Consider the following 23012-nt stretch of genomic DNA (forward strand, 5'->3'; position numbering starts at 1 on the left):
GATCAGATGTCCGGGTTGGATAGCTTGTCGATGCGGCGCTGGTGGCGGCCGCCGGCGAAATCGGTTTCGAGGAAGGCGGACAGGCACGCCTTAGCCATGTCGCTGCCGACGAGGCGGGCGCCCATCGCAATGCAGTTGGCATCGTTGTGTTCCCGCGCCAGCGAAGCGGACAACGGTTCGGAAACCAGCGCGCAGCGGATGGCGGGATGGCGATTGATGCTCATCGAGATGCCAAGCCCGCTGCCGCACAGGGCAACGCCGCGATCTGCGGTGCCATCGGCAACAACCGCGGCCAGCCTGTACCCGTAGTCGGGGTAATCGACGCTGTCGGCGGTATCCGGGCCGAGATCGGCGACCTCGTGACCCTGTTCGATCAACCAGTCGCGCAAATCGGCTTTCAGATCGAAAGCGGCGTGGTCGGAAGCAATGGCAATACGCATGCGCAGCCCCATAGTCGTTTCCGGTGCCGCTCGCCACCTCCTTGTGGCGGTTTGCCCACGCTGAACTCCGGCCAGTCAGCCGCCCACTGCGATGTTGCGGATGTCGGCGAGGACATAGGGTTTCGTTAGCGTGGTGACATGCGCCAGTTCTTCGGGATGTTCGGCAACGCCATAGCCGCTGGCGAAGACGAATCGTACGCCCTTGCTCCCCAGCCGGAAGGCGATCGGGTAGCTTTTCTCGCCATGCAGGTTGATATCGAGAATGGCGAAATCGAACACCCCTGCTTCGGCCTGGTCGAGACCTCCCTCGAGTGAACCGACGGCGACCACATCGGCGCCGTCCTCGATCAGCATGTCCTCGAGCGCAAACGCGATGATGGGTTCGTCTTCGACGACGAGGATCCGTTTGCCACTCAGAGGCATAGTTTGCCCTCGAGCCGGCAATGCAGCCCGTCCGCCAGATATTCGATCGTCGTCTGGCTACCCGGTGTTCCCAGCCCGCGCTGGATGAGTCGCGAACCGAAACCCGTGCGATCCGGCGTGGCGACTGAAGGACCGCCGCTTTCACGCCAGTCGAGGATCAGCGTGCCGCCATCTTCGCCGGCTTCGAACGACCATTGAATGTCGACCGAGCCATCGTCGGTGGAAAAGGCACCGTATTTCACGGCGTTGGTCGACAGTTCGTGGATGACCATCGACAGCGCAACGGCGGGTTGCGGTTCCAGCCTGATGTCCGGCCCGTCGAGCGTGTAGCGCGATTGCTGGGTCCCGGCCGTCGCCTCGAGCGCGCCGCGCACGATCGTTCTGAGGTCGGCGGATTCCCAGCGCCGCTCGGTCAGCAAGCTGTGCGCGCTGGCCAGCGCGGCGAGCCGCTCGACAAAGATATCGAGTTGGGGGTTCTGCTTGTCGCCCTTGAACGACTGCTGGGCCAGCCCCTGGACGACGGCCAGCGTGTTCTTCACGCGGTGGTTGAGTTCGTTGATCAGGATGCGCTGGCTGTCTTCAGCCAGCACTTCCTCGGTCACGTCATACCCTTGGACCAGAACCCCGTCGAAGCGATCCGGGCCGCTGATGGGCTGGAAAATGAATTCAAGATGCCGTTCGCGCAACTCGTCATGCTCGCCGCTTTTGAGCATGACCTTTTCCCGGCGCCCGAAATAGGGTTCGCCGGTCTCCATGACCTTGTCGAGGATGTCAACGAAGCCCTGTTCGGCGATCTCGGGCAGGGCTTCTGCCACGCTCTTTCCGTCGAGGTCGCGCTCGCCGATCAGCCGGCGATAGGCTGCATTCGACATGACGAAACGATGTTCCGGCCCGGCGAGCACGGCGACGAAGCCGGGCGCCTGTTCCAGCAAGGCGCGCAATCGCTCGAGCTCCTTCGTTGCGCCGCGCCAACGCTGTTCGACCGCTTCGGCGCGGCGGACCACGCTCGCCGTGTCGCGCTGCTCGATCTTGGTGATCTGAACCGGGTGCTGGAGGATGTATCGGACCGCCCCGCTGTCGTCGAGGATCGGCACCTGGGTCGTGCTCCAGATGTGCGCGTCCATACCGCCCGAAGCGTTGGGAATATCGTATTTGAGATGGGCGATCTCGTCGGGTTCGCCGGTCTCAAGCACGCGCTCGAATGACGATTTCATGAGCTGATGGCTTTCACCCGAACCCGGAAAAGCATCGAACACATGGGTAAGCGCAAGATCGTCCCAGTCGCGTCCCACGGCCGCGAGATACGCATCATTGGCCCAGCTTATGCGCAACTCGGCATCGAGCAGCATATAGGGGTTGGGGGAGTGCTCGAGCACCCTTCTGAAATCGATGGACCCGTCCGACATCTGCATCTTTCGAGTGCCGGTCGATCCCCCGACCGTTGCCCCATTTGTTTTTCCCCGCATTGCGCCTAAAAGCATTGGGCACCATGCGGTTCCCGCCTGTCGGAAATATTTGTTCGGGGCACTATGAGGCACACGCGCAGCCGCTGGCCGCGCGTGTGCTTACTGGTCGAGGAACGAGCGCATCTTGCGGCTGCGGCTCGGGTGCTTCAGTTTGCGGAGCGCCTTCGCCTCGATCTGCCGGATACGTTCACGGGTAACCGAGAACTGCTGGCCGACCTCCTCGAGCGTATGATCGGTGTTCATGCCGATACCGAACCGCATGCGCAGCACACGTTCTTCGCGCGGGGTCAGGCTGGCCAGAACCCGGGTCACGGTTTCCTTAAGGTTCGCCTGAATCGCTGCATCGACGGGGATGATCGCGTTCTTGTCCTCGATGAAATCGCCGAGATGCGAATCTTCCTCGTCGCCGATCGGCGTCTCGAGGCTGATCGGTTCCTTGGCGATCTTCATCACCTTGCGCACCTTCTCGAGCGGCATCGAGAGTTTCTCGGCCATCTCTTCGGGTGTCGGTTCGCGGCCCTGATCGTGCAGGAACTGGCGGCTGCAGCGCACCAGCTTGTTGATCGTTTCGATCATGTGCACTGGAATTCGGATCGTACGCGCCTGGTCGGCGATCGAGCGGGTGATCGCCTGCCGGATCCACCAGGTGGCATAGGTGCTGAACTTGTAGCCGCGGCGGTATTCGAATTTGTCGACCGCCTTCATCAGGCCGATGTTCCCTTCCTGGATCAGGTCGAGGAATTGCAGGCCGCGGTTGGTGTATTTCTTGGCGATCGAGATCACGAGACGCAGGTTGGCCTCGACCATTTCGCGCTTGGCGATCCGCGCTTCGCGTTCACCCTTCTGGACCTTGGTCACGATGCGCCGGAATTCTTCCAGCGCCATGCCGGTCTGACTGGCGATATCGGAAATCTCGGTCCGGATACGCTCGACCGCGTCGGCTTCCTTCTCGGCGAAGGCCGCCCACTTCTTGTCCTTCTTGGCGCGCTCCTTGAGCCACGCATCGTCGAGCTCATTGCCGATATAGGCATCGAGGAAATCGACCCGCTTGACCTTGTGACGCTCAGCCAGACGCAGCATCTGGCCGCCCAGCGCGGTCAGCCGGCGGTTGAAGGCATAGAGATTGTCGACCAGGAATTCGATCTTGGTCGCGTGGAACTGCACGCTTTCGACCTCGGCGGTCAGCTGCTCGGACAGCGCCTCGTACTTCTTTTCCTTGGCCGCGGTGAAGGTCTCGCCGCGGGCCATCAGATCGACGCGCTCGTTCTGGAGCTTTTCGAACTTGCCGAACAAGTCGGTGATCCGGGCAAAGCGTTCGATCGCGTCGGGCTTCAGCGCGGCTTCCATCTGAGCAAGGGACATGGTGTTGTCCTCTTCCTCTTCGTCGTCGCGCTTGGACGAACCTTCCTCGCCGTCTTCGCCTTCCTCGTCCGAATCGTCATCGTCGTCGTCACGGATGGTCGGACCGGCGGTCTCTTCCGAGATCTCGCCGTCATCGTCTTCCTCTTCCTCCGCCATCTTCTCGGGCGGGGGTTCCTTCGACAGCATGGCATCGAGATCGAGAATCTCGCGCAGCTGCATTTCCTCGGCATTGAGCGCTTCGGACCACTGGATGATGGCGTGGAAAGTGATCGGGCTCTGGCACAGGCCCATGATCATCATGTCCCGGCCGGCCTCGATCCGCTTGGCAATGGCGATTTCGCCCTCGCGGCTCAGCAGCTCGACCGCGCCCATTTCGCGCAGATACATGCGCACCGGATCGTCAGTGCGTTCGCCGGTGGCAGCCTTCTTGACTGCGGGCTTTGCCGCGGTCTTGGTGTCCTTCTTGGCGCTGGCCGCCAGTTCTTCGACTTCGTCGGCTTCCTCGGCAGCAGCCTCGGCTTCCTCGTCGCTTTCGACGATCTGCACGCCCATATCGGACAGCGCGGACTGGATATCCTCGATCTGGTCCGAACTCATCTCGCCCTGGGGCAGCGCATCGTTGAGCTCGTCGTAAGTGACGTAACCCTTGCGCTTTGCCTTGGTGATAAGCTTCTTGACCGATGCCTCGTTGAGATCGATCAGGGGAGCGTCGCCGTCGTCCTTGGTCTTCGACTTGGTGGCCATGAGGTAATTCAGTCCAGTCTTGTCTTGCCCTTGGGCCGCGCACCCGTGGGGATCATGATTCCGATTCGTCGGCCGCTGCAGCCTTCCTGCGACCAAAACGCTTCAACCGCTCGTTAAGGGCCAACAACCGCTCGCGCAATCGGGCCTGTTCGGCGATGGAGCCTTCAGGATCGCGTTCGAACCGCGCTGTAGCCGCCGAAAGGGCGGATTCCAGCGCCGGCCTTTCGACCAGCAACGACACGGCTTCGGCCAGATCCTCGCGCGCATCATCCGGGTCGGTGCCTTCATCGAGGAAGGCGAACAAGGTTTTTTCCGGTGGGGCGGGTAGGCCTGTTTCAAGCGATATGGTCGATTGCGCGGACAAATCAAGCGCCTCGGCAGCTTCAAGCAGCGAATCGATGGCGGGGCCGACATTTGGATCACGCCGTGCCAGTTCCGAAAGCGTGTCTTCATGGCGCATGATCTGGTCGGGAAAACGCACCAGGCCGGCGATCACCGCCCGGGTCAACGCGTCGCGTGCACCGCCCTGCATCGCGCGGATCAGCCGCTCGCGCGCCTCGGGCGCAAGCGTCGGGGCCGCCGGCTTGAAGCCGGACTTCTTCCAGTCCCCCCGCGGCCGCGCTTCGCGCGGAGGGCGCGGCGGAAAGGCGAAGGCGGAAAAGCGTTCGAGCAATTCCCGCTTGTACAGCGCGCGGATATCGGGGTGCTGGATGCTGTCGACATGGTCGAGCAGCCGCGCCTTCAGCCCGGCCTTGTCTTCGGGCGAATTGAGCGGCGAGGCCGCGCGTTCGAATTCCCACAGCGTGTCGAGCAGGCTGTCGGGATGCGCCAGCAGCGCCTCCATTGCCTCGGGGCCCTTGTCCTTGATCAGGTCGTCGGGATCCATCCCCGCGGGCAGGCGCACGATAGCCAGCGAATGCGCCGGGCGCAGCATGGGCAGCGCCCGCGCTATGGCGCGCATTGCGGCGCGCTGTCCGGCATTGTCGCCATCGAAACACAGGATCGGGCGCTCGACCTGCCGCCACAGCAATTCGATCTGGTTCTCGGTCAGCGCGGTCCCCAGCGGGGCGACCGCCTCGCGGATGCCCGCGTTGGCCAGCGCGATCGCATCCATATAGCCCTCGACCACGATCATCCGCCCGCTTTGCCGCGCGGCGGGGGCGGCGCGGTGCAGATTGTAGAGCGTGCGGCCCTTGTCGAACAACGGCGTGTCGGGACTGTTGAGATATTTCGGGGCGCTGGGGTTGGCCTCGCTGTCGAGAATGCGGCCGCCAAAGGCAATGACCCGGCCGCGTGCATCGTGGATCGGCAGCATCAGCCGGTTGCGGAAGCGGTCGTAGGGATCCTTGCCTTCGACCTCGATCCGCATGCCGGCTTCGCTCAGCATGGTTTCATCGAACTGTCCAAGCGCGCGCTTGAGCGCCTGCCGGTCGCCCGGGGCGTAGCCGAAGCCGAATTCGCGGATCGTGGCGTCCGAAAACCCGCGGCGGGACAGATAGGCGCGTGGCTGCGACCCGTCGGCACCGCGCAGATTGCCTTCGAACCAGGCCTGCGCCGCGGCGGTCACATCGTGCAGGCTGGCGCGCTTTTCCGCGCGCTGGGCGGCGCGCGGATCGGGGGCGGGGACTTCCATGCCCGCTTCGGCCGCCAGTTCCTTCACCGCGTCCATGAACGGGAGGCCGCGCTGGTCGGTCAGCCAGCGGATCGCATCGCCATGCGCTTCGCAGCCGAAGCAGTGGTAGAAGCCCTTCTCGTCATTGACGTAGAAGCTCGGCGTCTTTTCGTTGTGGAACGGGCAACAGGCCTTGAATTCGCGCCCGGCCTTGGTCAACCGCAGGGTGCGACCGATCACCGCGGACAGCGTGGTCCGCATGCGCAATTCGTCTAACCATTGGGGTGACAGGGCCATGAAGGCGCTATCCTACTGCAGCCCGGCGTATACCGCTAGCGCGCGGCCGAACCCTCCACAGGCTTCTCTTCGGGCGGGAAGGGGCCGGTGGCAGCGATCTGTTCGCCATCCACTTCCAGCAGATAGGCCTCTGCCGGCCCTTGCGGTGCCATGGTCGAACGCCACCACAGCGTGACCGTGCCGCCGGGTTGCCAGCCGGGGCCGCGGGCGACGCGCCAGATCAGATTGCCATTGTCGTTGATGATCGAAATCGCGTCGGGATCGCCCAGCGCGGCTTCGGCCTCGGCGGTCGAATAACCGACCGACTGGGTGAACCCGCTCACCTTTCGCGTCGTGCGAAACAGCGTCGGCGGGGCCTCGCCGGTGGCAGGCGCATCGATGGCCTCGTCTGCGCCCACATCGTCGATCTCGGCCAGAGTGACCTTGTGGACATAGGTATAGACCGTGTCGTCCGGCAATTCGCCGGGGTTGCAAGTCTCGATGCCTTCCGGACACGCGACATAGCTCACCAGCGTGCCCACCTGGCGGGTGCCGTTGCTGAGAGCGGTTTCGATCTCCGCGCCCTGGGGGCCGACGATGCGCGCGCCCAGCGTCGACAGGTCGAGATCGGCACCGATCAGCGTGCGCGGCGCGGCCACGGTGGGCGTGGGGGTCGGCACGGGCTCGGGCTCGCTTGACCCGCAAGCCGCCAGCACCATGCATGCCACCGGTGCCGCGAAATTCTTCAGTCTGGTCAAGCGATCAATCCTCTGATCCGTCGAGTGATGGCGCCAGGCAGGCGTTGACTGCGTCGGGTGCCGCAGCGGGATAGGGGCCGTTGCCGGTCGCGGGGGTGTAATTGGCGAGAATGGCATAGGCCGGTGCGGGCCCCGCGGGCGGCACGGTCGATTGCCACCAGAAGGTCAGCGGTTCGGCCTGTTCCCACTGGTCGCCGCCGTCGCCTGCGCTGACCGTCCATACCAGCGCGCCTTCGTCGCAGGTGATGACGACGTCCGCTTTCATGCCGATCGCGGCCAGCGCTTCGTCCTTGGAATAGCCTGCCGCGCCAGTGAAACCGGTCGCCGGCTGCGTCATGCGGAAGGACGTTGCACGTTCGACATCGGACGAATCGTTGGCTTCGCCGCTGCCGGTGTCCGCTTCATTGTCCTCGCCGGGGAATACGACGTGGACATAGGTATAGACGGTCCCCTCCGGCGCGGTCTGCGGATCGCACACTGCCATTGCAGCGGGGCACGCGACGAAGCTGCGCATGTCGGCGAAATTGCCTTCCGCGTTCGAAAGCGCGCTTTCCACTTCCTCGCCCTGCGGCCCGGCGATCTTGGGGCCGAGCGCAAGGTCGAGGAAATCGCCCGCTTCGATATTGCGCGCCAGCGCCTGCGCCTCGCCGTCGCTGCGCGCGGCTTCAAGGTCGGTGGGCGGTTCGTCCGCGCTGCCGCAGGCGGACAGCGCCGCCGCCAGCGGAAGGGCGAGAAACAATCGGTTCATGACAGCGCTTCCTTTACCAGCCCGCTGGCCTTGCTCATGTCGAGAGTAGCGCCGTGGCGGGCTTTGAGTTCCCCCATCACGCGGCCCATGTCTTTCATCCCCTCCGCACCGAGGTCGGCCTTGATCTGCGCGATCGCGGCGCGCGTTTCATCCTCGCTCATCTGCTGGGGAAGGAATTCCTCGATCACCGCCAGTTCGGCCTTTTCCTTTTCGGCCAGTTCGGTGCGGCCGCCGTCTTCGTACATCTCGATCGATTCGCGGCGCTGCTTGGCCATCTTCATCAACACGTCGGTGACCATGGCGTCATCGTCGGGCTTGCTGTCCGCGGTGCGCAATTCGATGTCGCGGTCCTTGATCTTGGCGCCGATCAGGCGGAGCGCGGCCGTGCGTTCCTTGTCCTTGGCCTTCATCGAGGTAACGGTTTCGGACTGGATTTTCTCGCGGAGCATGGGGCCTCTATGCGCTGGACTGTGGATGGTTCATATGTCCTGTAGAACAAGCTGCCGCAAAGCCAAGTGTTGCGCTTGACGGAACGGCTGCGCGTCTCTAGCGGCTGAGGCTTAGCAACATCGCTGGAAAACTTTTACCCGGAGTGCCCATGGCCCTGTCCGCATCTTCGCACGCGCAACCCTCAGGCGCGACGGGAGTCCTCGTGCTGGGTGACGGCACCGTCATCTGGGGCAAGGGGTTCGGTGCCACCGGTAGCGCGGTGGGCGAAGTCTGCTTCAACACCGCGATGACCGGCTATCAGGAAGTGATGACCGATCCGTCCTACGACAGCCAGATCGTCACCTTCACCTTCCCGCATATCGGCAATGTCGGCGCGAACGAGGAAGACCATGAAAGTCGCGGCCTCGGCGCGGTGGGCTGCGTGGTGCGGCAGGAAGTGACCCCGCATTCGAACTTCCGCGCGCAGAACGAATTTGTCGAATGGATGAAGGATCACGGCAAGATCGGCCTGTCGGGTGTCGATACGCGCGCGCTGACCCGCCGCATCCGCGTGGCCGGCGCGCCGAATGCGGTGATAGCGCACAGCCCGCGTGGTGAATTCGACCTTCCGGCGCTGAAGGCGCAGGCCGCCGAATGGAGCGGGCTCGAAGGGCTCGACCTCGTCCCCGGCGTAACCCGCGACGCCAATGAAGACTGGACCGGCGGCCACTGGCAGCTCGGCTTCGGCTATGGCGAGGGCAAGGCCACCAAGCCGCACGTTGTTGCGATCGACTACGGCGCCAAGGACAACATCTTCCGCAATCTCGTGCAGGCAGGGGCGAAGGTCACCGTCGTGCCCGCGCGTACCACGCTCGACGAAGTGCTCGCGTTGCAGCCCGATGGCGTGTTCCTCTCGAACGGCCCGGGCGACCCGGCGGCGACGGGCGAATATGCCGTGCCGGTGATCGAGGGGCTGCTTGAACGCGACGTTCCGCTGTTCGGCATCTGCCTCGGCCACCAGATGCTCGGCCTTGCAGCGGGCGCAAAGACCGCCAAGATGTTCCAGGGCCACCGCGGCGCCAACCATCCCGTCCAGCGAGTGGGTGAGGGCTGGGGCGAGAGCACCGGCCTGGTCGAAATCACCAGCATGAACCACGGTTTCGCAGTTGATGGCGAAACGCTGCCCGATGGTGTGGAGCAAACCCATGTCTCGCTGTTCGACGGGACCAATTGCGGGATCAGCATCAAGGGCAAGAAGGCCTTCGGCGTGCAGTACCACCCCGAAGCAAGCCCCGGCCCGCAGGACAGCTTCTACCTGTTCGAGAAGTTCGTGGGGATGTTGGGGTGAGGCGATCTCGCCTCATCTGGTTTGCCTTGGGGGCCGCGACATCTTCGGTCGCTGTGATGGCGACTAACTTTGCCTTTTCGGGCAAGAAGATCATCGAGCCCTATCTCAGCGTTTCCGAACGTGCACTTACTCCCAATGAGCTAAATGAAATGGAAGCTATCGCTCAAACAAGCGGCAAGTTGCTGAGACAATGCGGTGCCAAGCAGTTCTACATGAAAGATGCAAATGGTCTCGATGGCGTCCCGTTCTCGCTTCTAAAAATCAATGAAGAGAACGACCTCACGATACAATGCGTGTTCGAACGCGCGCGGGTCGAAGGCTTTCCCCTCCACATTCAGATGATAACGGACCAAGATGCCCAAACGTACTGACATCTCCTCGATCCTCGTCATTGGCGCTGGTCCGATCATAATCGGCCAGGCCTGCGAGTTCGACTATTCCGGCACGCAGGCGATCAAGGCGCTGAAGGAAGAGGGCTACCGGGTCATCCTGGTCAACTCCAACCCCGCCACGATCATGACCGATCCGGATATGGCCGACGCGACCTATGTCGAGCCGATCACGCCCGAGATCGTCGCCAAGATCATCGAGAAGGAACGCCCCGATGCGGTGCTGCCCACGATGGGCGGGCAGACCGCGCTCAACTGCGCGCTGGCTTTGTTCAACGACGGCACCTTCGAGAAATACGGCGTGCAGATGATCGGCGCCGATGCCGATGCGATCGACAAGGCGGAGAACCGCCAGCGTTTCCGCGAGGCGATGGACAAGATCGGCCTCGAAAGCGCACGCAGCGGCGTCGCCACCACGGTCGACGAGGCCTATGCGGTGCTCGAACGCACCGGCCTGCCGTCGATCATCCGCCCCAGCTTCACGCTCGGCGGGACCGGCGGCGGCATCGCCTACAACAAGGCCGAGTTCGAACGGATCGTCCGCGACGGGCTCGATGCCTCGCCCACCACCGAAGTCCTGATCGAGGAATCGCTCCTCGGTTGGAAAGAATACGAAATGGAGGTGGTGCGCGACCGCAAGGACAATTGCATCATCATCTGCGCGATCGAGAATGTCGATCCGATGGGGGTGCATACCGGCGACAGCATCACCGTGGCGCCCGCGCTGACGCTGACCGACAAGGAATACCAGATCATGCGCACCGCCAGCATCAACGTGCTGCGCGAGATCGGTGTCGAAACCGGCGGCTCGAATGTCCAGTTCGCGGTCAATCCCGCCGACGGCCGCCTGATCGTGATCGAAATGAACCCGCGCGTATCACGTTCCTCCGCGCTGGCATCGAAGGCCACCGGCTTCCCGATCGCGCGCGTCGCCGCCAAGCTGGCGGTGGGCTACACGCTCGACGAAATCCAGAACGAGATCACTGGCGCGACCCCGGCCAGTTTCGAACCGACGATCGACTATGTCGTGACCAAGATCCCGCGCTTCGCATTCGAGAAGTTCAAAGGATCGAAGAACGAGCTGTCGACCGCGATGAAATCGGTCGGCGAGGTCATGGCGATCGGCCGTTGCTTTGCCGAATCGATGCAGAAGGCGCTGCGCGGGCTCGAAACCGGGCTCGACGGGTTCAACCGCATCACCGAATTCGAAGGCGTCAGCCGCGAGGTCATCACCGCCTCGCTGTCAAAGCGGACGCCCGACCGCATCCTCAAGATCGCGCAGGCCTTCCGCGAGGATTTCACCGTCGAGGAAATCGCCCGGATCACCGGTTTCGACCCGTGGTTCCTGCGCCAGATCGAAGCGATCATCTACGAAGAGAAGATGATCGCGCACAATGGCCTGCCCAATACGGCGGACGAAATGCGCCGGCTGAAGGCGATGGGCTTCTCCGACAAGCGCCTGGCCACGCTGGCGGTCCGCTCGGTCGGCGTGGCCGGCGGGCTCGGCGAGACGCAGGCCAAGCGTTCGGGGCTGCTGCATGACGCGCTGCGTGCCATGGCGGGGGCCACCAGCGAGCAGGAAGTGCGCGACCTGCGCCGCAAGCTCGGGGTCTATCCGGTGTACAAGCGGATCGACAGCTGCGCCGCCGAATTCGAGGCGATCACGCCCTATATGTATTCGACCTATGAAGCGCCCAGCTTCGGCGAGGCCGAGGACGAGGCGATGCCGTCCGACCGCAAGAAGATCGTGATCCTGGGCGGCGGACCCAACCGCATCGGGCAGGGTATCGAGTTCGACTATTGCTGCGTCCACGCCTGTTTCGCACTGGCCGAGGCCGGGTTCGAAACCATCATGGTCAATTGCAATCCGGAAACCGTCTCGACCGATTACGACACTTCGGACCGGCTCTATTTCGAGCCGCTGACCGAGGAAGACGTGCTCGAGATCATGCGCGTCGAGATGTCGAAGGGCGAAGTGGTCGGCGTCATTGTCCAGTTCGGCGGGCAGACCCCGCTCAAGCTGGCCGCCGCGCTCGAACGCGAAGGCATTCCGATCCTCGGCACTTCGCCCGATGCGATCGACCTTGCCGAAGACCGCGAACGTTTTGCCAAGCTGATCAACAAGCTCAAGCTCAAGCAGCCGATGAACGGCATCGCCAAGAGCCGCGACGAGGCCGCCGCGGTCGCGGCGCGGATCGGCTATCCCGTGCTGCTACGCCCGAGCTACGTGCTCGGCGGCCGCGCGATGGAAATCGTCGACAGCGAAGCGCAGCTCGACGACTATATCGCCACGGCGGTCAATGTCAGCGGCGACAGCCCGGTGCTGGTCGACCAGTATCTGCGCGATGCGATCGAATGCGATGTCGATGTGGTTGCCGACGGCACCGAGGTGCGGATCGCCGGCGTGATGCAGCATATTGAGGAAGCCGGAGTCCATTCGGGCGACAGCGCCTGCACGCTGCCGCCTTACAGCCTGCCCGCCGAGATTATCGGGGAGATGGAACGCCAAGCTACCGAACTGGCGGTGGCGCTGAGTGTACGCGGCCTGATGAACGTGCAGTTCGCGGTCAAGGATGGCGAGGTTTACCTGATCGAGGTCAATCCGCGCGCCAGCCGCACCGTGCCCTTCGTCGCCAAGGCGATCGGCCGGCCCATCGCCAAGGTCGCCGCGCGCGTCATGGCGGGCGAGCCGCTGAGCGCGTTCGAACCGTTCGATCTCAACCCCAACCACATGGCAGTCAAGGAAGCGGTGTTCCCCTTCGCGCGCTTCCCGGGGGCGGACCCCGTGCTGTCGCCCGAGATGAAATCGACCGGCGAAGTGATGGGCATCGACCGCGGTTTCGCGGCGGCCTTCCTCAAGTCGCAGCTGGGCGCAGGCATGACACCGCCGCAGTCGGGTACGCTGTTCGTATCGGTCAAGGACACCGACAAGCCGCTGATCGTGCCGGCAGTGCGCACGCTGCTGGACAAGGGCTTCCGCGTCATCGCCACCGACGGCACGCAGTCCTATCTCGCGCAGCAGGGCGTGGACGTCGAACTGGTCAACAAGGTGGCCGAAGGGCGCCCGCATGTGGTCGACACGATTATCGACGGCGATGTGCAGCTGATCTTCAACACCACCGAGGGGTGGCAATCATTGCTCGACAGCAAGTCGATCCGCGAAGCCGCGCTGGAAAAGAAGCTGCCCTATTACACCACCGCCGCTGCCTGCCTTGCCGTTGCACAGGCGATAGCAGAGGTTTCGCCCGACCAGCTTGAAGTGCGTTCGTTGCAAGACTATTATAGCTGACGAAGAACACGCGTATTCCTCCTCATATTCGAACCGGCCTGGTTCCGCACGCTGCGGGCCGCGGTAGGATTGTCGGGAAGTAATGCTGGAACAGGAAGGACACAAGCCCATGGAAAAAGTGCCGATGTTGGCCGAGGGCTATGAAAAGCTGACTGCAGACCTCAAGGTCCTGCGCGCCGAGCGCCCGTTGATCGTCGATGCGATCGAGGAAGCGCGGGCACATGGCGACCTGTCGGAAAATGCCGAATACCACGCGGCCAAGGAACGCCAGGGCCAGGTCGAGGCGAGCATTTCCGATATCGAGGACAAGGTCAGCCGCGCGCAGATCATAGATCCGGCGACGCTCTCGGGTCACCGTGTCATCTTCGGTGCCACGGTGACGCTGCTGGACGAGGACGAGAAGCCGATCAGGTACCAGATCGTCGGCCAGACCGAGGCCGATGCGGGGAAGGGCCGCATCAGCTACAATTCGCCCATCGGCCGCGCGCTGATCGGCAAGCAGCTCGGGGAAGAGGTCGAAGTGACCGTGCCCTCGGGCGAAAAGTTCTACCTGATCGAGAAAATCGAGTTCATCTGAGCGTCTTTTCCATCGCCCAATTGTGGATCGGGACTTCCCGACCCTCATGGGCGATGGCGAATTCGCGCTTTTTCGTCGCCGCATAGCCTGCGCGGGCGAAAACGGGGCGCGCAAGATCGCTCGCCTCGGTGTAGAGGCGGCTGAACTCCTCGCGCCGGGCATGCGTCTCGGCCGCGGCAAGCAGTTGCGTGGCCAGTCCGCACCGCGTGTGATCGGGATGGATATAAAGATGGTCGACATGACCATCGGGTTCCATCAACAGATACGCGACCGGCAGATCGGCGGTATCCGCGGCCACGAAGATGACGTCGCCTGCCCCCGCGCGCTGGCGGTACTGCGCGGCCCCGGGATGCCGCGCCGACCAGGCAGCGACCTGCTCGGCGGAATAGGCGGCGGGGCCGATCCGGGTGATCGCCGCCGCCAGTATCCCGGCCAGCGCTTCGGCATCGTCATCGCGGTAAGGCCTGACGACATGGGCCATCGCGCGATCAGGCGCCGGGATCGAGCAGCTTGTGCAGGTGGACGATCACGTACTTCATTTCGGCGTCGTCCACGGTGCGCTGCGCGTTCGAGCGCCACGCTTCGACCGCATTCTCATAGGTGCTGTACACACCCGCGACATGCAGGCTCTCGGGATCGGTGAAGGTCACGCTGCGCGGGTCGGACACACGGCCGCCCATGACGAGGTAGAGCGTCTGTTTGCTCTCTTTTTCTTCCATGGCTGTTTCTTTCTCGATGGGGAGGGAGGAATGCGTGCCGCACATAGCGAAAGCGGCGCGACAGGCAAGCCCGGCGCGCCGCTACGGCATCGGTTTGTTTCACGCGATCAGTGGGTGATGCGTGTCCGCAACGAACGGTAGGCGCGGCTGCCCTTGCGACCGGCCTTACGGCTCGATGCGCGCAGCGCGTCGCCGGCAACATCGAGCTTGTAGGCGGCGTCGCGGCGCAGACCACGTGCGGTGGTCGCGGTGCTTTCGCCCAGGTCTTCGATCCGGTCCCCGGCATATTGCGCTCCATCGAGCACTCCGTCGACCATCCGCGCGCCATAGGCGAGGGCGGTGTCGGCCGCGAGCGCCGCGAAGGCACCGCCGCGCCGCCCGATCCGGCGGCCCGGACGCGTCATCGCGCCAATTGCGAGGCCGGCAAGCAGCACACCGCCGACGACTGCAAAGGGATGCTTCTTGGTGAATTCCATTGCGCTATCGGCAGCATCCTTGGCCTGTTCGGCCAGCGTGCGTTCCTCGTTGCGCTGTTCGCCTGCTTCGATGCGCTCGCGCAGCTTTTCGCGCTTCTGTTCGTCGGTCAGCTTGCTGTCCGCGCTGATGGGCGTGACGTTGGTTTCTGCAGTGTCTGCCATGGTGTTTCTCCGAATTTGCTGTTCGTCAGTCCAACGTGCGCCGTGCGCCTAATGTTCCGCATCGTCGTCATCAGCGCGGTCTGCGCCGTCATGGTCGGATGCAAAGCCGAGCATCTCCAGGATCGGGTTGCGCGCGAACCACAGGACCACTGCGGCAAGCAGGGCAGCGAGTGCCCCCTTGTTGTCGTCCGCGATGTCGATGGCTTCCTCATAGAGCTCGGCTGCGCCTTCGCGGGCGCGCTCCATCGCGCGTGTGGCAAGGCTTTTCTGAGACACGTCGGTCTTGAGATGTTCGATATCCGCTTCGACCAGGGCCCGCGCGGAATCGCGCAGATACTTGTCTTCGAGCATGCGGGCGAGACGATCGGTCATTCGCTCTCTCCATCGTCGAAGGCGTCGCGGATATCGTCGAGGCGGCCCTTCAGCAGCCACAGCAGCGCGATGCCGGCAGCTATCAGTGCCAGCGTCACGATAGCGGTTGCACCCCACGGCCCCACGATGGGAGCCAGTGCGATGACCAGCCCGACGGTCGCGGCGATCAAGGCAAGGTGAAACACGCCGAACGCGCCAAGGCCGAAGGCAATCGCACCCTTGATGCGGTTGCCGACGAAACCGGCGCGGCTTTTCTGGAAGCGGACTTCCGCCTCGGCATAGGTCTTGCCGTCTTCGATCAGTGCGAAGACGTCGTCCACCAGCGAGAATGGCTGCTGGTTCGCATCGGTCGGCGCGGGATCGGCGCCGTGCCCATCGGGAAGATCGAGCGGGCCGGGATGATCCGCGGCCCGCTCGGTGTTGTCATCGCGCATGTATGCCCCCGTCGTCACAGTCCTTAGCGCGAACCGCGAAACAGGCGCGAGACCATGAAGCCGACGACTGCGGCGATACCGATCGCCTTGCCGGGGCTGCGACGGACGAATTCACGGCCGTCTTCGACCAGTTCGTCGACGCTCTTCTCATCGAGGCGCGATGCATAGCCGTCGAGCGATTTCGAAGCGTTGCGGGCATAGTCGCCGTACTTGGCACCCAGCTTCTCGTCGATCTGATAGGCGTTCTCGTTCACCATCTTGCTGAGCGAGCGGAGGCCTTCGCCTGCCTTGACCTTGCCTTCGGTCGCCAATTCGACGCCCTTGACCTTGGCATCTTCGCCGGCAGCCTTGGCATCGGCAGTCCAGTCGTTGCCCTTGCCCTTCGCCTGCTCGCGATAGGCATTCGCGCGGTCCTTGCCTTCCGCCTTCAGCGCGGCGGCACCGGCCTTGGCTTCTTCAAGCGCGGCGTTGAAGCGCGACTTGGCTTCGCTGCGATGGTCGGTCGAAGTAGCGGTGTCGGTCATGGGGGCTGTCTCCTGTACTGCGGGTTTCTTGGCAGCCTTGGTCTTCTTGGCTGCGGATGTCTTGGTGGCCGGGGTCTTGCGCTTTTTCGGCGCGCCGGCTGCGGGTGTGTCTGCCATCGTTTTGTCCTTCCCCTCGGTCTGTATTGGTTCGGCGATACGCCTTCGATGGTGCAACGCAACTTGCGCAGCAATGTTCCGGCGCATAGAGCCTCCGCGACTCCCAGATCGGGAGTGTCTTAGCTAATTACAACACCTTTGCCGGGAGCGTCACCAACCATGACCGCGATCATCGACATTCACGCCCGCGAAATCCTCGACTCGCGCGGAAATCCCACGGTAGAAGTCGATGTCCTGCTCGACGACGGCAGCTTCGGCCGGGCCGCGGTGCCGAGCGGCGCATCGACCGGGGCGCATGAAGCGGTCGAACTGCGCGACGGTGACGGCGAGCGCTATCTCGGCAAAGGCGTGACCAAAGCGGTCGACGCGGTGAACACGGAAATCAGCGATCTGCTGGTCGGCGCCTTCGATGCCGAGGACCAGCGCGACATCGACCTTTCGATGATCGCTCTCGACGGCACGGCGAACAAGGGACGCCTGGGCGCCAATGCCATTCTCGGCACCAGCATGGCGGTGGCCAAGGCGGCGGCAAATGCCCGCGGCCTGCCGCTCTACAGCTATATCGGCGGTGTCTCGGCGCACGTCCTCCCGGTGCCGATGATGAACATCATCAATGGCGGCGAACATGCCGACAATCCGATCGACATCCAGGAATTCATGGTCATGCCGATCGGCGCGGACAGCCTTGCCGAAGCGGTCCGCTGGGGGGCCGAAGTGTTCCACACGCTCAAGAAGAAGCTGCATGAGAAAGGCCTCGCCACCGCAGTGGGCGACGAGGGCGGCTTCGCCCCCGAGCTCGCCAGCACGCGCGACGCGCTCGATTTCATCATGGCCTCGATCGAGCAGGCCGGCTTCAAGCCGGGCGAGGATATCGCGCTGGCGCTCGACTGCGCCTCGACCGAATTCTTCAAGGACGGCAAGTACCGTATCTCGGGCGAGGACCTGTCGCTCGATGGGCCGGGCATGGCCGAATATCTTGACAAGCTGTGCCGCGACTATCCGATCCGCTCGATCGAAGACGGGATGGCGGAAGACGATTTCGAAGGCTGGAAGGCGCTGACCGATCGGATCGGCAACACCGTCCAGCTGGTGGGAGACGACCTGTTCGTCACCAACCCGCAGCGCCTGCGCGACGGGATCGACCAGGGTCTCGCCAATTCGCTGCTGGTCAAGGTCAACCAGATCGGCACCCTGTCGGAAACGCTCGAAGCAGTCAGCATCGCCAACCGCGCGGGTTACACGGCAGTCATGTCGCACCGTTCGGGTGAAACCGAAGACGCGACGATTGCCGATCTCGCGGTCGCGACCAATTGCGGTCAGATCAAGACCGGCAGCCTCGCGCGTTCGGACCGTCTGGCGAAATACAACCAGCTGATCCGGATCGAGGAAGAACTGGGCGACAGCGCGGCCTATGCCGGGCATCACTGCTTCGGCCGTATCGGTTCCTGACCAGCGCTTCCGTCCGGAGCGGCGCTAGGCGCTGTTCTTCGGGTGAAACCAGTATTGCCACACGCCCCAGGCGTTGATCAGCAGCAGCACGCCGTTCATCGCGGCGAGCGGCACTGCGTCTTCGGTCAGCCCGATGTAGATCCACAGCGCCGAAACGAGGCAGAACAGCACGAAGCCCCACGCGGTTGCCCGGCGTCCGAGGTCGAAGGCGATCATCGATGCGGCGGCGACCGTCCCGATGGAGGTGATCCATTCGAGGGGGCCGTTCATGGGGTTGTATCCTGCATGATTGTCAGGACGCATATCGCCCGCTAGCGTTCCCTCATTGCTCTTGGTGGAGAGGGGCTTGGAACGATTTCCGGTACATCCGGACGAGGTCACGGCCGCGTGGCTGGGCGGACAGCTCGGCGTGCGGGTCGATGCCCTGCGCTGGGAGCCGATCGGCACCGGACAGGTCGGGGACAGCGTCCGGTTCTTTATCGAGGGCGATGGCGATGTGCCGCCGACGCTGGCGGGCAAGTTTCCCGCCGCAGACACCGCCAGCCGGACGACAGCCGCGATGTTCGGCCTCTATCGCAAGGAAGTGGCATTCTACCGGGAGGCTGCGCCGCTGCTCGATGTGCGCGCGCCGCGGGTCTTCTTCGCGGATGCCGATGAGACCGGCGCCGATTTCCTGCTGGTGTTCGAGGATGTCGGTCCCGCCCGGCAAGGAGACCAGATTGCCGGCTGCGATATCGCCGACGCCCGTGCGGCAATCCGCCAGGCGGCCGCGATCCACGCGCCGAGCTGGGCCCGTGCCGAATTGCTCGAGGCGGACTGGATCGCGCCGCCGCCGGACCTGCGCGAACGGCTCGGCGCGATGTATCCGCAGGCCCAGGCGATCTTCCGCGAGCGCTACGCCGACAGTCTCGACCCGGACTGCATGGCGGTATGCGACCAGCTGGCCGAGGCGAGTTCCGCCTGGTTCGGGCGCGAGGATCCCCCGCAATGCCTCATGCATGGCGATTTCCGGCTCGACAACATGCTGTTCGATATTCGCGGCGGGCAAGAGCCGATCGCCATACTCGATTGGCAGACCGTCGCGGCCGGCCGCCCGATGACCGATGTCGGCTACTTCATCGGGTGCGGCGTGGGCGAAAGACTATGGCGCGAACACGAGCGTGAATTGCTCGACCTGTGGCGCGCGGAAATGCGCGAGCGCGGCGTTGCGCTGACCCACGACGAGATCGAGCGCGATTACCGACTGGGGATCCTCCACGGGGTTTCGACCGCAGTGTTCAGCGCCGCCTTCGTGGAACGGACCGAACGCGGGGATGCCAATTTCCTGTCCATGGCGCGCGGCGCCTGTTCGCTCGCGCAGGCGCGCGGCAGTATCGAAGCATTGAAAGAGGTGATCTAGTGGTTCTCAGCCGCGGAGACGAATATCCGATCCACCAGACCGCCGAGCCGGTGGCCTATTCGGGCACCGATCGCAATTTCTACGACCGCTATTTCTTCAATGGTTATGCCCCCGACGGGAGCGGGTTCTTCGCCGCCGCGCTGGGGGTCTATCCACATCTCGACATCATCGACGCGCATTTCACCGTGGTTCGCGACGGGGTCCAGCACTGCGTCCACGCCAGTGCGGAACTGGGGATGGAGCGGATGGCGATGGCGGTAGGGCCGATCTCGATCGAAATCGTCGAGGCGCTCAACGTGCTCCGCCTGCGCGTGGAACCGTTCGAAGGAGTCGCCGCGGATATCACCTTCACCGGGCGCGCCTTCCCGATCGAGGAACCGCGCTTCACGCACCGTATCGGCCCGCGCGCCTTCATGGACTCCACGCGGATGACCCAGAACGGCCGCTATGCCGGGTGGATCGAGGTCGATGGCGAGAAGCAGGACCTGGCAGCCGGTTCGATGGGGACGCGCGATCGCAGCTGGGGTGTCCGCCCGATCGGCGCGCGCGACCCGCAGCCCATGCCCGGTGCGCCGCTTCCCGGCTTTTTCTGGCAGTGGACGCCGATCAATTTCCCCGCCGGCAGCCTGTTCTTCCACGTCAACAACGACCAGCACGGCAAGGCGTGGAACACCCGCGCCGCATGGGCCGGGGAGGGCGCGGGCGCGGCAGAGGTTGCAGAAGGGCACGGCAGCATGCGTACCCGGCTCGAACCGGGGACTCGCTGGCCGCTGGGGGGCACGCTGTCGCTCGCGCTACGCGGTGCGCCCGAACAGGTCACTTTCGAACCGCTGGGCCGGTTCCAAATGCGCGGGCTGGGCTACACCAGCCCCGAGTGGGGCCACGGTATGCACCACGGCCCGCTCAGGATCGAACGCGAAGACATCGTGCTGGCGGATTGCGACCCGCTGGCGCCGGAAAACCTGCATGTCCAGGTTCCCGTCCTGGTCACGGGAAGCGATGGGTCCGAAGGGATCGGCGTGTTCGAACAGCTGATCATCGGCCCATTCGCCCCGCTGGGCCTCGACGAGTTCCTCGACGGAGCGCGTTAGCCGGCGAAGCGTTCCTGCAGCTTCAGGAGGGCCATGGCGGCCTGCGCGGCTTCACCGCCCTTGTCCTTTTGCTTGGGATCCGCGCGAACCAGCGCCTGGTCCTCGTTCTCGACCGTCAGGATGCCGTTGCCGATGGCCATGCCGTCCATCGTCAGTGCCATGATCCCGCGGGCGCTTTCGCCGGCGACGATCTCGAAATGGTAGGTCTCGCCGCGGATGACCACGCCGATGCCGACATAGCCGTCATACTGGCCGCTTTCCGAGGCCAGCGCGATCGCGCCGGGGATTTCCAGTGCGCCGGGCACGGTGAGGACATCGACGTCGTGTCCCGCCGCTTCGAGCGCGGCGCGTGCACCGGCCACGAGCATGTCATTGAGATGGTCGTAGAAACGGGCTTCGACAATAAGGAAACGGGCCATGGGGGTCACTCCGGAATGGGCAGGTGGTCGACGATGTTGAGGCCGTAGCCTTCGATCGCGACGACATTGGGCTGCGAATTGCTGAGCAGGATCATGTCGTCGATCCCGAGATCGGCGAGGATCTGCGAGCCGATGCCGACATTGCGCTGGGAATCGCTTTCACTGTAGCCGCGATTGCCCGCGGGCCGCCCGGTGATCAGCACGATCACGCCCGAGCCATGATCGCCCACGGCCTGCATTGCGCGCTGCAGCGTACGCTTGCGCGGGCCGGGCTTGCCGAGGACATCATCGAAGATCGAAATCGGGTGGACGCGCGCGAGCGTGGGCTGGCCTTCGACGACATGCCCCTTCTGCAGGACGTAGCTTTCGCTTTCGTCGACCGTGTTGCGATAGGTGATCAGCCGCCAGTCGCCACCGTAATCGGATTCGAAGCCGTCTTCGGCCACGCGTTCGACGAGGTGGTCATGCCGCATGCGGTATTCGATCAGGTCGCGGATCGTGCCGATCTTCATGTCGTGCTTGCGCGCGAAGCCGATCAGGTCATCGAGGCGGGCCATCGTCCCGTCCTCGTTCATGATCTCGCAAATCACGCCCGAGGGGTTGAGCCCGGCAAGGCGCGAGATGTCGACCGCCGCCTCGGTATGGCCGGCGCGGACGAGCACGCCGCCGTCGCGCGCCGCGAGCGGGAAGACATGACCCGGGGTGACGATATCGTCCGGACCCTTGGCCGAATCGATCGCCACGGTGACCGTGCGGGCCCGGTCGGCCGCGCTGATGCCCGTGGTGACGCCTTCCTTGGCCTCGATCGAGGTGGTGAAAGCGGTCTGCATGCTTTCGCGATTGTCGCGGCTCATCGGTTCGAGCCCCAGCGCCTCGACGCGCTTGCGGTCAAGCGACAGGCAGATCAGCCCGCGGCCATGCGTGGCCATGAAATTGATCGCGCTGGGCGTGGCCATCTGCGCGGGGATGATCAGATCGCCCTCGTTCTCACGGTCCTCATCGTCGACGAGGATGTACATGCGGCCATTGCGTGCCTCGTCGATGATCTCCTCGGCGCCGACGATAACCGGGGTGTCGTCATTGGCTTCGAGGAAAGCCTCGAGTTTGCCGAGCGTTTCGGAGGTCGGGTTCCAGCTGTCCTCGGCGCAGTCGCGCAGCGTGTTGGCGTGCAGGCCAGCCGCCCGGGCAAGCCCGGCGCGAGTCATCAGGCCCTGCGAGACGAGTGTGCGAACTTTTTCGATCGTATCCATGGCGGGCGAGGTATCACATCGTAATGTGATTGCCAATGGCGAGTATCACATCGAGTGTGACGAACCATCCTCGCGCGCAAAGCCATGGTCGTTGGACCGGCGTGTGGGGTATGACGGAATGGGGAAGGTGGTGGACGCACTAGGGCTCGAACCTAGGACCCGCTGATTAAGAGTCAGCTGCTCTACCAACTGAGCTATGCGTCCACACTGCGGCGTACCGCGGCCCCGTGGAAGGGGCGTTCCCGACTCGGGAGGCGCTCATATAGCGGGCTTCTCGCGGATGAAAAGCCCTAAATGCGGATCATGCCGCGCGCTGGTGCCGGTTCGTGTCCGACGCCGGCTCCGCCACTGCCAGGACCGCATCGAACGGGTGGCCCGACCAGTCGCCGATCACCAGCAGTCGCTCGCATTCCAGATTCCGTACCGCGGCGTAGGCGGCCTTCAGCGTGAGGTCGGTCGCGTTGGGCAGATCCCAGACCGTCATCGGCTTGTCGCGGGCCTGGGCGTGACGCACGGCGGACAGGACGAGGTCGCGAATCTTGGGGCAGCAGGTGTCGAAGCTGCAGCTGCCGCACGATGCAAAATCGCCGTCGTGTATTTTCTGCAAATGGTTTTCGGGCGTCATTCTGTCAGATGTCCTGGTTCTCCAGCGACTAGCCCTACCTTCGTCACCTTCGGTTCGTTGGTTGTCCTTATGCAGTCGAATCTGATACATGTGCAGTCCCTCAATTTGGGGACA

General features: G+C 63.9%; 25 protein-coding genes and 1 tRNA gene. 7 read left to right on the plus strand and 19 right to left on the minus strand.

Annotation, left to right across the window (positions count from 1 at the left end; all coding sequences use genetic code 11):
• Positions 1-2 precede the first annotated feature (2 nt).
• The 8 genes from rpiB to WKH79_RS03360 form a co-directional block, all read right to left on the minus strand.
• A complete protein-coding gene (gene rpiB, locus WKH79_RS03325) occupies positions 3-440 on the minus strand; it encodes a ribose 5-phosphate isomerase B (RefSeq protein ID WP_050600718.1) in 438 nt (145 codons plus the stop codon).
• A gap of 75 nt (positions 441-515) precedes the next feature.
• A complete protein-coding gene (locus WKH79_RS03330; RefSeq protein WP_341859599.1) occupies positions 516-863 on the minus strand; it encodes a response regulator in 348 nt (115 codons plus the stop codon).
• Positions 854-2269 (minus strand): HWE histidine kinase domain-containing protein, encoded by a 1416-nt coding sequence (locus WKH79_RS03335; RefSeq protein ID WP_341859600.1) that lies wholly within the window; start codon positions 2267-2269, stop codon positions 854-856. Before WKH79_RS03335 ends, WKH79_RS03330 begins: the two co-directional genes overlap by 10 nt.
• Before the next feature lie 159 nt (positions 2270-2428).
• On the minus strand, positions 2429-4435 hold the full coding sequence (rpoD, locus tag WKH79_RS03340; protein WP_050600620.1) for an RNA polymerase sigma factor RpoD: 2007 nt from the start codon (positions 4433-4435) through the stop codon (positions 2429-2431).
• Positions 4436-4487: 52 nt separating this feature from the next.
• Positions 4488-6344, minus strand: coding sequence for a DNA primase (dnaG, locus tag WKH79_RS03345; RefSeq protein ID WP_341859601.1), 1857 nt, complete (start codon positions 6342-6344; stop codon positions 4488-4490).
• A 35-nt stretch (positions 6345-6379) separates the two neighbouring features.
• Positions 6380-7081: a hypothetical protein gene (locus WKH79_RS03350; RefSeq protein WP_341859602.1), complete on the minus strand. Its 702-nt coding sequence runs from the start codon at positions 7079-7081 to the stop codon at positions 6380-6382.
• 4 nt (positions 7082-7085) lie between these two features.
• Positions 7086-7829 (minus strand): hypothetical protein, encoded by a 744-nt coding sequence (locus WKH79_RS03355; RefSeq protein WP_341859603.1) that lies wholly within the window; start codon positions 7827-7829, stop codon positions 7086-7088.
• Positions 7826-8278 (minus strand): GatB/YqeY domain-containing protein, encoded by a 453-nt coding sequence (locus WKH79_RS03360; protein WP_063505829.1) that lies wholly within the window; start codon positions 8276-8278, stop codon positions 7826-7828. The genes WKH79_RS03355 and WKH79_RS03360 overlap by 4 nt, the downstream gene beginning before the upstream one ends.
• 149 nt (positions 8279-8427) lie before the next feature.
• On the opposite strand from WKH79_RS03360, the gene carA reads away from it, so the two are divergent.
• The 4 genes from carA (at position 8428) to greA (ending at position 13861) form a co-directional block, all read left to right on the plus strand.
• The gene (gene carA / locus WKH79_RS03365) at positions 8428-9606 is read left to right on the plus strand and encodes a glutamine-hydrolyzing carbamoyl-phosphate synthase small subunit (RefSeq protein ID WP_341859604.1); all 1179 of its coding nucleotides are present in this window, start codon (positions 8428-8430) and stop codon (positions 9604-9606) included.
• Between the two features lie 56 nt (positions 9607-9662).
• Positions 9663-9977, plus strand: coding sequence for a hypothetical protein (locus WKH79_RS03370; RefSeq protein WP_341859605.1), 315 nt, complete (start codon positions 9663-9665; stop codon positions 9975-9977).
• A complete protein-coding gene (gene carB / locus WKH79_RS03375) occupies positions 9961-13284 on the plus strand; it encodes a carbamoyl-phosphate synthase large subunit (protein WP_341859606.1) in 3324 nt (1107 codons plus the stop codon). Before WKH79_RS03370 ends, carB begins: the two co-directional genes overlap by 17 nt.
• Before the next feature lie 109 nt (positions 13285-13393).
• Positions 13394-13861: a transcription elongation factor GreA gene (greA, locus tag WKH79_RS03380; protein ID WP_341859607.1), complete on the plus strand. Its 468-nt coding sequence runs from the start codon at positions 13394-13396 to the stop codon at positions 13859-13861.
• Here the strand turns inward: greA and WKH79_RS03385 are convergent.
• The 6 genes from WKH79_RS03385 to WKH79_RS03410 form a co-directional block, all read right to left on the minus strand.
• Complete coding sequence (locus tag WKH79_RS03385; protein WP_341859608.1) at positions 13854-14342, minus strand: GNAT family N-acetyltransferase; 489 nt, start codon at positions 14340-14342, stop codon at positions 13854-13856. The genes greA and WKH79_RS03385 overlap by 8 nt on opposite strands.
• Positions 14343-14349: 7 nt before the next feature.
• Positions 14350-14580, minus strand: a complete 231-nt coding sequence (locus WKH79_RS03390; protein ID WP_050600611.1) for a DUF4170 domain-containing protein — start codon at positions 14578-14580, stop codon at positions 14350-14352.
• Between the two features lie 107 nt (positions 14581-14687).
• Positions 14688-15218, minus strand: a complete 531-nt coding sequence (locus tag WKH79_RS03395; RefSeq protein WP_050600610.1) for a hypothetical protein — start codon at positions 15216-15218, stop codon at positions 14688-14690.
• 48 nt (positions 15219-15266) lie between these two features.
• Positions 15267-15590, minus strand: coding sequence for a hypothetical protein (locus tag WKH79_RS03400; RefSeq protein ID WP_050600609.1), 324 nt, complete (start codon positions 15588-15590; stop codon positions 15267-15269).
• A complete protein-coding gene (locus WKH79_RS03405; RefSeq protein ID WP_082850766.1) occupies positions 15587-16024 on the minus strand; it encodes a phage holin family protein in 438 nt (145 codons plus the stop codon). The genes WKH79_RS03400 and WKH79_RS03405 overlap by 4 nt, the downstream gene beginning before the upstream one ends.
• A gap of 23 nt (positions 16025-16047) precedes the next feature.
• Positions 16048-16665 (minus strand): hypothetical protein, encoded by a 618-nt coding sequence (locus WKH79_RS03410; RefSeq protein ID WP_050600607.1) that lies wholly within the window; start codon positions 16663-16665, stop codon positions 16048-16050.
• Positions 16666-16824: 159 nt separating this feature from the next.
• Here WKH79_RS03410 and eno point away from each other — a divergent pair, with 159 nt between their 5' ends.
• Positions 16825-18114, plus strand: coding sequence for a phosphopyruvate hydratase (gene eno, locus WKH79_RS03415; RefSeq protein WP_341859609.1), 1290 nt, complete (start codon positions 16825-16827; stop codon positions 18112-18114).
• A 24-nt stretch (positions 18115-18138) separates the two neighbouring features.
• On the opposite strand, the gene WKH79_RS03420 is transcribed toward eno, so the two are convergent.
• The gene (locus tag WKH79_RS03420) at positions 18139-18384 is read right to left on the minus strand and encodes a hypothetical protein (protein ID WP_050600605.1); all 246 of its coding nucleotides are present in this window, start codon (positions 18382-18384) and stop codon (positions 18139-18141) included.
• A 76-nt stretch (positions 18385-18460) separates the two neighbouring features.
• On the opposite strand from WKH79_RS03420, the gene WKH79_RS03425 reads away from it, so the two are divergent.
• Both WKH79_RS03425 and WKH79_RS03430 read left to right on the plus strand, forming a co-directional pair.
• Positions 18461-19513, plus strand: a complete 1053-nt coding sequence (locus WKH79_RS03425) for a phosphotransferase (protein ID WP_341859610.1) — start codon at positions 18461-18463, stop codon at positions 19511-19513.
• Positions 19513-20604, plus strand: a complete 1092-nt coding sequence (locus tag WKH79_RS03430) for a hypothetical protein (RefSeq protein ID WP_341859611.1) — start codon at positions 19513-19515, stop codon at positions 20602-20604. The genes WKH79_RS03425 and WKH79_RS03430 overlap by 1 nt, the downstream gene beginning before the upstream one ends.
• Here the strand turns inward: WKH79_RS03430 and ribH are convergent.
• The 4 genes from ribH to WKH79_RS03450 form a co-directional block, all read right to left on the minus strand.
• Entirely contained in the window at positions 20601-21023 is a 423-nt protein-coding gene (gene ribH, locus WKH79_RS03435; protein ID WP_050600603.1) for a 6,7-dimethyl-8-ribityllumazine synthase, read from the minus strand. The genes WKH79_RS03430 and ribH overlap by 4 nt on opposite strands.
• Before the next feature lie 5 nt (positions 21024-21028).
• Positions 21029-22273: a 3,4-dihydroxy-2-butanone-4-phosphate synthase gene (gene ribB, locus WKH79_RS03440; RefSeq protein WP_050600602.1), complete on the minus strand. Its 1245-nt coding sequence runs from the start codon at positions 22271-22273 to the stop codon at positions 21029-21031.
• Between the two features lie 128 nt (positions 22274-22401).
• A tRNA-Lys gene (locus tag WKH79_RS03445) sits at positions 22402-22477 on the minus strand.
• Positions 22478-22574: 97 nt separating this feature from the next.
• A complete protein-coding gene (locus WKH79_RS03450) occupies positions 22575-22898 on the minus strand; it encodes a hypothetical protein (protein WP_341859612.1) in 324 nt (107 codons plus the stop codon).
• Positions 22899-23012 lie beyond the last annotated feature (114 nt).

The sequence above is a fragment of the Qipengyuania sp. GPGPB31 genome (genome assembly GCF_038396345.1).
Taxonomy (GTDB): Bacteria; Pseudomonadota; Alphaproteobacteria; order Sphingomonadales; family Sphingomonadaceae; genus Qipengyuania; species Qipengyuania citrea.